Here is a 6,731-nt window from a genome sequence, read left to right as displayed (position 1 = left end):
GCCGGCGTGGTGGCCGCCGTACGCCGGGGGCGCCCGGCGGAATGGGCGGCCAACGCGCTGGCCCTGCTCGGGTTGTCCGTGCCGAACTTCTGGCTCGGCCTGATGGCGATTCTCTATCTCTCGGTGGCTCTCGGACTGTTCCCGGCCTCCGGGTTCGTGCCGTTCTTCACCAACCCGGTCGACAACCTGCACCATCTGGTGTTGCCGTCGCTGATCCTCGGCACCGGCCTCGCCGCGGTGATCATGCGGCAGACCCGGTCGTCGATGCTGGACGCGTTGTCCGCCGACTACATCCGCACGGCCGAAGCAAAGGGCCTTCCACCACGAGCGGTGATCGGCCGCCACGCGCTGAGAAACAGCCTGATCGTCGTCGTCACGATCGTCGGTCTGCAGCTGGGTGCCCTCATCTCCGGCGCGGTCGTGACCGAGCGGATCTTCGCGCTGCCCGGGTTCGGCAAGATGACCGTCGACGCCGTCTTCCAGCGGGACTACCCGGTGATTCAGGCGGTCGTGCTGGTCACCGCCACGGCGTACATCGTGATCAATCTGCTGGTCGACCTGCTCTACTCCGTCATCGATCCCCGCATCCGGGTCCGAGGTGAGGCGTGATGGCCGTCGCCGATGTGACAGTCCAAGCCGGTACGCCGTTGTCGTCGCGCCGGCGAAAGGTGGTTCGCCGCCTGCTCCGCAACCCCCTCGCCATCACGGGACTCGCGGTGCTGGCGATCGCAGTACTGGCTGCTGTGTTCGCGCCTTGGCTGGCTCCGCATGAGCCGACGCAGACCAACCTCGGCCAGGCGTTCGCGCCACCCGGAACCGCCGGGCACCTGCTCGGGACGGACGACCTCGGCCGGGACGTCCTGTCGAGGATCATGTTCGGCCTCCGGGCATCACTTCACGTCGGACTGCTCGCGGTCGCGACCTCACTGGCGATCGGGGTGCCGCTGGGCCTGATGGCTGGGTACTTCCGCGCGATCGACGCACTGATCTCACGGTTCACCGACCTCGTCCTAGCGTTCCCCTTCCTGATCCTCGCGGTCGGGCTGGCCGCGATCCGCGGTGCGAGCCTCGGCAACGCGGCCATCGCGATCGGCATCGCGCAGATCCCGGGAGTGATCCGGATCGTCCGGTCGGAGACGCTCCGCCTGAAATCGCTCGACTTCGTCGCGGCGGCGATCGTGGAGGGCGCAGGCGATCCCTGGGTGCTTGGCCGCCACATCCTGCCGAATGCCGCCTCGGTCATCATCGTCCAGGCGACGGTCGCGATCCCGGCGGCGATCCTGGGCGAGGCGGTGCTGTCGTTCCTCGGGCTCGGCATCCAGCCACCGGCTCCCAGCCTCGGCACGATGCTCTCCGACGCACAGCAGTTCGCATCCCGAGCACCCTGGGCTGCTGTGATGCCGGGCCTGGCGATCATGCTGCTCGCACTGGCGTTCAACATCGTCGGCGACAGCCTCCGCGACGCCCTCGACCCGAAAGCGAGCCGCCGATGAGCACGCCCGTACTGCGGGTCCGCGAACTGTCGGTCACCTTCCGGACAGAGGACGGACCGTTGTCAGCGGTCGATCACGTCGATCTGGAGGTCACCGACCAGGAGGTCCTGGCCATCGTCGGCGAATCAGGCTGCGGCAAAAGTGTGACCGCGATGAGCCTGGCCGGCCTCCTCCCCCGTACCGCAACCGTCGAAGGCTCGGTCGAACTGGACGGCGTCGAGTTGATCGGCGCGGACAAGCGCACGTTGCGCTCGATCCGCGGCCGCGAGATCGCCTACATCTTCCAGGAGCCGATGACGTCGCTGAATCCGGTCTTCACCGTCGGCACCCAGATCGGCGAGGTACTCCGGATCCACAACGGCATGTCTCGCTCGGCCGCACGCAAACGCGCGGTCGAGCTCCTCAAAGTCGTCGGCATCCCGTCGGCCGAACGCCGCGTCGACGACTACCCGCACCAGCTCTCCGGCGGCATGCGCCAGCGGGTGATGATCGCGATGGCGGTCGCCTGCGACCCGAAGGTCCTGATCGCCGACGAGCCGACCACGGCCCTCGACGTGACGATCCAGGCCGGCATTCTCGACGTACTGCGCGGCCTGCGCGAGCGCCTCGGTACGAGCATCGTGCTGATCACCCACGACCTCGGTGTGGTCGCAGACCTCGCCGATCGAGTGGCAGTCATGTACGCCGGACGCGTCGTCGAAACAGCCGAGGTCCACGACCTGTTCGCGCAACCCCAACACCCTTACACAGCAGGGCTTCTGGGCGCATCGCCGGCCGCCGGCAGGCACGCCGGAACCCACCGGCTCAACGAAATCCCCGGTCTCGTCCCGGTGCTCGCCGAGCAGCCCGACGCCTGTACCTTCGCCGACCGCTGCCCCCGAGCCCTCGACACCTGTACTGCGAAACAGCCGCTCCTTGACCAAGGTGATCACCAAGTGGCGTGCTGGAATCCCGTCCGCGAACCGGTGGAGGTCTGATGCCAGAGAACGCACTGGAACTCGAAGACCTCGTCATGCACTTCGGCCCGGTCCGCGCGGTCGACGGCGTCTCCCTGCAGATCCGCAAGGGAACCGTAGTCGCCCTGGTCGGCGAGAGCGGCTCGGGCAAGTCCACCGTCGGTCGCTGCATCGTCCGGCTCCTCGAACCCACGGGCGGCACGGTCCGCCTAGCGGATGCCGACATCACCCACCTCAACCGCCGACGCCTCCGGCCGCACCGGCGCGACGTGTCCATCGTCTTCCAGGACCCGGCCGGTTCGCTGGACCCGAGGTTGTCCGTCGGCGACATCGTCGGTGAACCCCTGCGCCTGATGCGGCGCCGCGGCGATCTCCCCGCCGAGCAACGCGACATCCCGGCCGCCGTCGCTGATGCGTTGCGGAGGGTCGGTCTCCGGCCCGAGGTTGCGCAGCGCTCGCCTCACGAACTATCTGGGGGCCAACGGCAACGAGTCAGTATCGCGCGGGCGCTCATCTCCTCACCTCGTCTGCTGGTCGCGGACGAACCGACCAGTGCGCTGGATGTGTCGGTCCAGGCGTCGGTGCTGAACCTGCTCGCGGATCTGCAAAGAGATCTCGGCTTCGCCTGCCTGTTCATCACCCACGACCTGTCGGCCGTGGAGTACCTCGCCGACGAGGTCGCCGTGATGTACCTCGGCCAACTCGTGGAACAAGGCCCGCGCGAGCGCATCTTCGGCGTACCGGCTCACCCCTACACGCAAGCGTTGCTGTCGGCGGCGCCGGTGCCTGATCCGACCACGCAACGAGCCCGCCAGCCGGTACTGCTCGGCGACGACCTGCCGTCGGCCATCGATCCACCTTCCGGCTGCCGGTTCCACACTCGCTGTCCAGTGGCTGTGGACAGGTGCAAGACCGAGGTGCCGATCTCCCGCGTGATCGGTGCCGGCGGCCACCAAGTCGCCTGCCATCTGGTCGCTGACGACGGCACCGGTCCCGACGTCCGCGAACAGCCCGTCGACAGAGGAGTTACCGCATGACCTTCACGACCCGGCCTACCTTGCGCGGCACGTTCGGCATGGTGTCGTCCACGCACTGGCTCGCGTCACAGTCGGCGATGCGCATCCTCGAACTCGGCGGCAACGCCTTCGACGCGGCTGCCTGCGCCGGCTTCGTGCTGCACGTCGTCGAACCGCATCTGAACGGCCCGGGTGGTGAGGTGCCGGCGATCATCGCGACGGCCGCCGATCCGACGCCACGGGTGCTCGCCGGTCAAGGCGTCGCGCCGGCTGGTGCGACCATCGAGCACTTCCGATCGCTCGGCCTGGCGTTGATCCCGGGCTCCGGGCCGCTTGCGGCCGCAGTACCGGGGGCTGTTGATGCGTGGTTGCTGCTGCTGCGCGACCACGGCAGCTTGCCGCTGCGCGCAGTACTGGAACCGGCGATCGGCTATGCGCGCAACGGTCACCCGCTCGTCGGGCGAGTCGGCGACACGGTTGCGACCGTGCAGGAGTTGTTCAGCAACCATTGGCCGACGTCTGCCTCGGTCTGGCTCGCGGGCGGACGACCGCCGCGCGCCAACTCGCTCTTCAAGAATCCCGCGTACGCCGACACGCTCGAGCGACTGCTCACCACTGCCGAGGGAGCCGGCGCGGATCGCGTTGCCCAAGTGGAACGGGCCCGACTGACTTGGCGCGAGGGATTCGTCGCCGAGGCGATCGACAACTTCTCCCGGTTGCCACATCGGGACTCGAGCGGTGAGGACCATGCGGGCCTGATCACGGGTGATGATGTCGCGGGATTCGAGGCGAGCTGGGAGGAGCCGGCCACGCTTGAGTGGCACGGTCACACCGTCGCGAAGACCGGGGCTTGGGGCCAAGGGCCGGCGTTGCTGCAGTCGCTCGCGGTGCTCGCCGAACTCGGCGATCCGGCCTCGCTAGATCTGACGAGTGCTGAGGCTGTGCATACCACTGTCGAGGTGATGAAGCTTTCGTATGCCGACCGCGAGGCCTACTACGGCGACGGCGCGGACACGCCACTCAAGACCATGCTCTCCCCCGCTTACGCCGCGTCCCGTGCTGCGTTAGTCGGTTCGGACGCGTCGCTGGAGCTTCGGCCAGGCAGTCCTGACGGACGTACCCCGGTACTGCCATCCGTTGCTGTCGGCAATGACTTGGCGATGGACGCGACGGTGGGTGAGCCGACCGTCGCCCCCGACGGCGTGACGCGTGGCGACACCTGTCACGTCGATGTGATGGACCAGTGGGGCAACGTCATCTCCGCCACGCCCAGTGGTGGTTGGCTGCAGTCGTCGCCGACGATTCCCGAGCTCGGGTTCTGCCTGGGTAGTCGGCTGCAGATGTTCTGGCTGGAAGAGGGTCTGGCGTCCTCGCTCGCTCCTGGTCTGCGACCGAGGACCACTCTCACGCCGACGCTGGTACTGCGCGACGGCGTACCGGTTCTCGCCTGCGGTTCGCCGGGTGGTGATCAGCAGGATCAGTGGCAATTGCTGTTCCTCCTGAGGCATCTGGCCGGTGGTCAGGAACTGCAGGTGGCGATCGATGCCCCGGCCTGGCACACCACGGCCTTCCCGTCGTCGTTCTACCCGCGGACGTCGGAGCCTGGCGGGCTGGTGATGGAGAGCCGGTTGGGCACGGCCGTCCGCGATGAGCTGGTCAGGCGCGGCCACAACGTGACGGAATCGGATGCATGGAGTCTGGGTCGGTTGTGCGCGGTCTCACGTGAGTCCGACGACATCCTCGCCGCGGCGGCCAACCCCCGAGGAATGCAGGGCTACGCCGTCGGCCGCTGACTATCCCGGTAGAGCCGCTGTCGCGGCGGCTTCGATGTGGGCGCGGGCTGCCTCTACGGCGGCGTCGCGGTCGCCTGCCGCGATGGCGTCGACTACGCGGATGTGTTCTTTCCATGAGTGCGGTGCTCGCTGGGCTGCGCCGACGCGGAAGACCCAGTGGACGTGGTGGTACATCGCAGCCGACAGCGACGCGAGCCAGCGGTTGCCGCTGATCTCGATCACCGCACTGTGTAGCGCGCTGTTCAACTCGGCGACGCGACCGAAGTCCTTGGCGTCTGTCGCCGCGCTCGCCTCCTTCAACAGATTTCGCAGCCTCGTGACGTCTTCCTCAGTTGCGCGCTCAGCCGCGAGACCGGCGGCCAAGGTCTCGAACTGCTCCCGTACTGCGAACAGATCGCGAACCGCGGTCTCGTCCAGCGTCGCCACCACCGCACCCCGGCGCGGCAGGATCTGCACGAATCCCTCGGCCTCGACCACCCGCAGAGCCTCGCGGACGGGGTTGCGGGACACGCCGAAGTCGTCGGCGAGCCGGTTCTCCGTCAGTCGCTCGCCCTGTGCGTAGTCCCCGTCGACGATCCGCCGCCGCAACTCCGTCAGCACCTGCTCCCGCAGCGCGAGATGGTCCCCGCCGATCGTCCGCATCCGCTCTCCCCCGTCATGCTCATCCACTCCGGGCACGGTACCCGCCAGCACCGTAGCGGAACCGCAGGCCGCTCCCGTTTGATCCGTGACGCCGGGGATGGATATCTTGCAGGCTTGAACTTCAAGCTGACGCCGTTGACGGATCCGGACTACCGGCCGTTCAGCCGTCGACTCGCCTGGCTGGCGTCGGACGCTGACGGAGTCCCGGTCGGCTCCGCGTTCCTCCGGCTGAACAGCAAACCGAGCCAGGCGCATCTGGCTGAGCTCGAACTGGTGGTTCACCCGGCCTCGCGCCGCATGGGCCTCGGTTCACAGTTGCTGGCGGCGGCGATCGCGGCTGCCCGCGAGAACGAGGCTCGCGTCGTACTCGCTGACGCGACAGCCGAATCCCCGGGCGACTCTTTCCTTGCGCAGCACGGGTTCAGCATCGGGCTCACGTTGATCTTCACGAGACTGCCGCTCGCGGAGTACGCAGTACCGGATGAGCCTCCGCCTGCCGGTTATCGGCTCGAGTCGTGGCAGGGTGTGCCGCCCGATCACCTGATCGAGTCGTTCACCGAGGCGCGGGCCGCGATGAACGACGCTCCCGTCGGCGACATCTCGTACGGCGCCGAGACGTGGGACCTGGAGCGGACCAGGTCCGTGGCCAACGTCGTCGCGCAACGCGGCGAGATCCTCGAGACAGTCGCAGCCGTCGAGGAGTCCACCGGCACGGTCGCAGGCTTCACCGAGCTCGTAGTTCCAGGCGACGGCAAGGGCGACGCACAGCACTACGGCACGGCCGTCCTCGCCACCCATCGCGGCCGCGGCCTGTCCTTGTGGATGAAGGCG

At 68.0% G+C, this 6,731-nt stretch carries 7 protein-coding genes; 6 read left to right on the top strand and 1 reads right to left on the bottom strand.

Annotated elements, in window-relative coordinates; all coding sequences use genetic code 11:
• The 5 genes from VFG33_RS07490 to VFG33_RS07470 form a co-directional block, all read left to right on the top strand.
• Positions 1-609: ABC transporter permease (locus VFG33_RS07490; RefSeq protein WP_325023809.1), on the top strand; the 609-nt coding region annotated here is incomplete at its 5' end.
• The gene (locus tag VFG33_RS07485) at positions 609-1,493 is read left to right on the top strand and encodes an ABC transporter permease (protein ID WP_325023806.1); all 885 of its coding nucleotides are present in this window, start codon (positions 609-611) and stop codon (positions 1,491-1,493) included. The genes VFG33_RS07490 and VFG33_RS07485, both read left to right, overlap by 1 nt.
• Positions 1,490-2,470, top strand: coding sequence for an ABC transporter ATP-binding protein (locus VFG33_RS07480; RefSeq protein ID WP_325023804.1), 981 nt, complete (start codon positions 1,490-1,492; stop codon positions 2,468-2,470). Before VFG33_RS07485 ends, VFG33_RS07480 begins: the two co-directional genes overlap by 4 nt.
• Positions 2,470-3,486, top strand: a complete 1,017-nt coding sequence (locus VFG33_RS07475; protein WP_325023802.1) for an ABC transporter ATP-binding protein — start codon at positions 2,470-2,472, stop codon at positions 3,484-3,486. The genes VFG33_RS07480 and VFG33_RS07475 overlap by 1 nt, the downstream gene beginning before the upstream one ends.
• Complete coding sequence (locus tag VFG33_RS07470) at positions 3,483-5,258, top strand: gamma-glutamyltransferase family protein (RefSeq protein WP_325023800.1); 1,776 nt, start codon at positions 3,483-3,485, stop codon at positions 5,256-5,258. The genes VFG33_RS07475 and VFG33_RS07470 overlap by 4 nt, the downstream gene beginning before the upstream one ends.
• Here VFG33_RS07470 and VFG33_RS07465 read toward each other — a convergent pair whose 3' ends face one another.
• Positions 5,259-5,927, bottom strand: coding sequence for a GntR family transcriptional regulator (locus tag VFG33_RS07465; RefSeq protein ID WP_325023798.1), 669 nt, complete (start codon positions 5,925-5,927; stop codon positions 5,259-5,261).
• 87 nt (positions 5,928-6,014) lie between these two features.
• Between VFG33_RS07465 and VFG33_RS07460 the strand changes: the two genes are divergently transcribed.
• Positions 6,015-6,731 (top strand): GNAT family N-acetyltransferase (locus VFG33_RS07460; protein WP_325023796.1); only part of this gene is annotated, 717 nt, incomplete at its 3' end.

The organism is Kribbella sp. (assembly GCF_035687465.1).
GTDB lineage: Bacteria > Actinomycetota > Actinomycetes > Propionibacteriales > Kribbellaceae > Kribbella.
The sequence above is the reverse complement of the archived record's forward strand: the minus strand, read 5'-3'. Positions and strand labels throughout refer to the sequence as shown.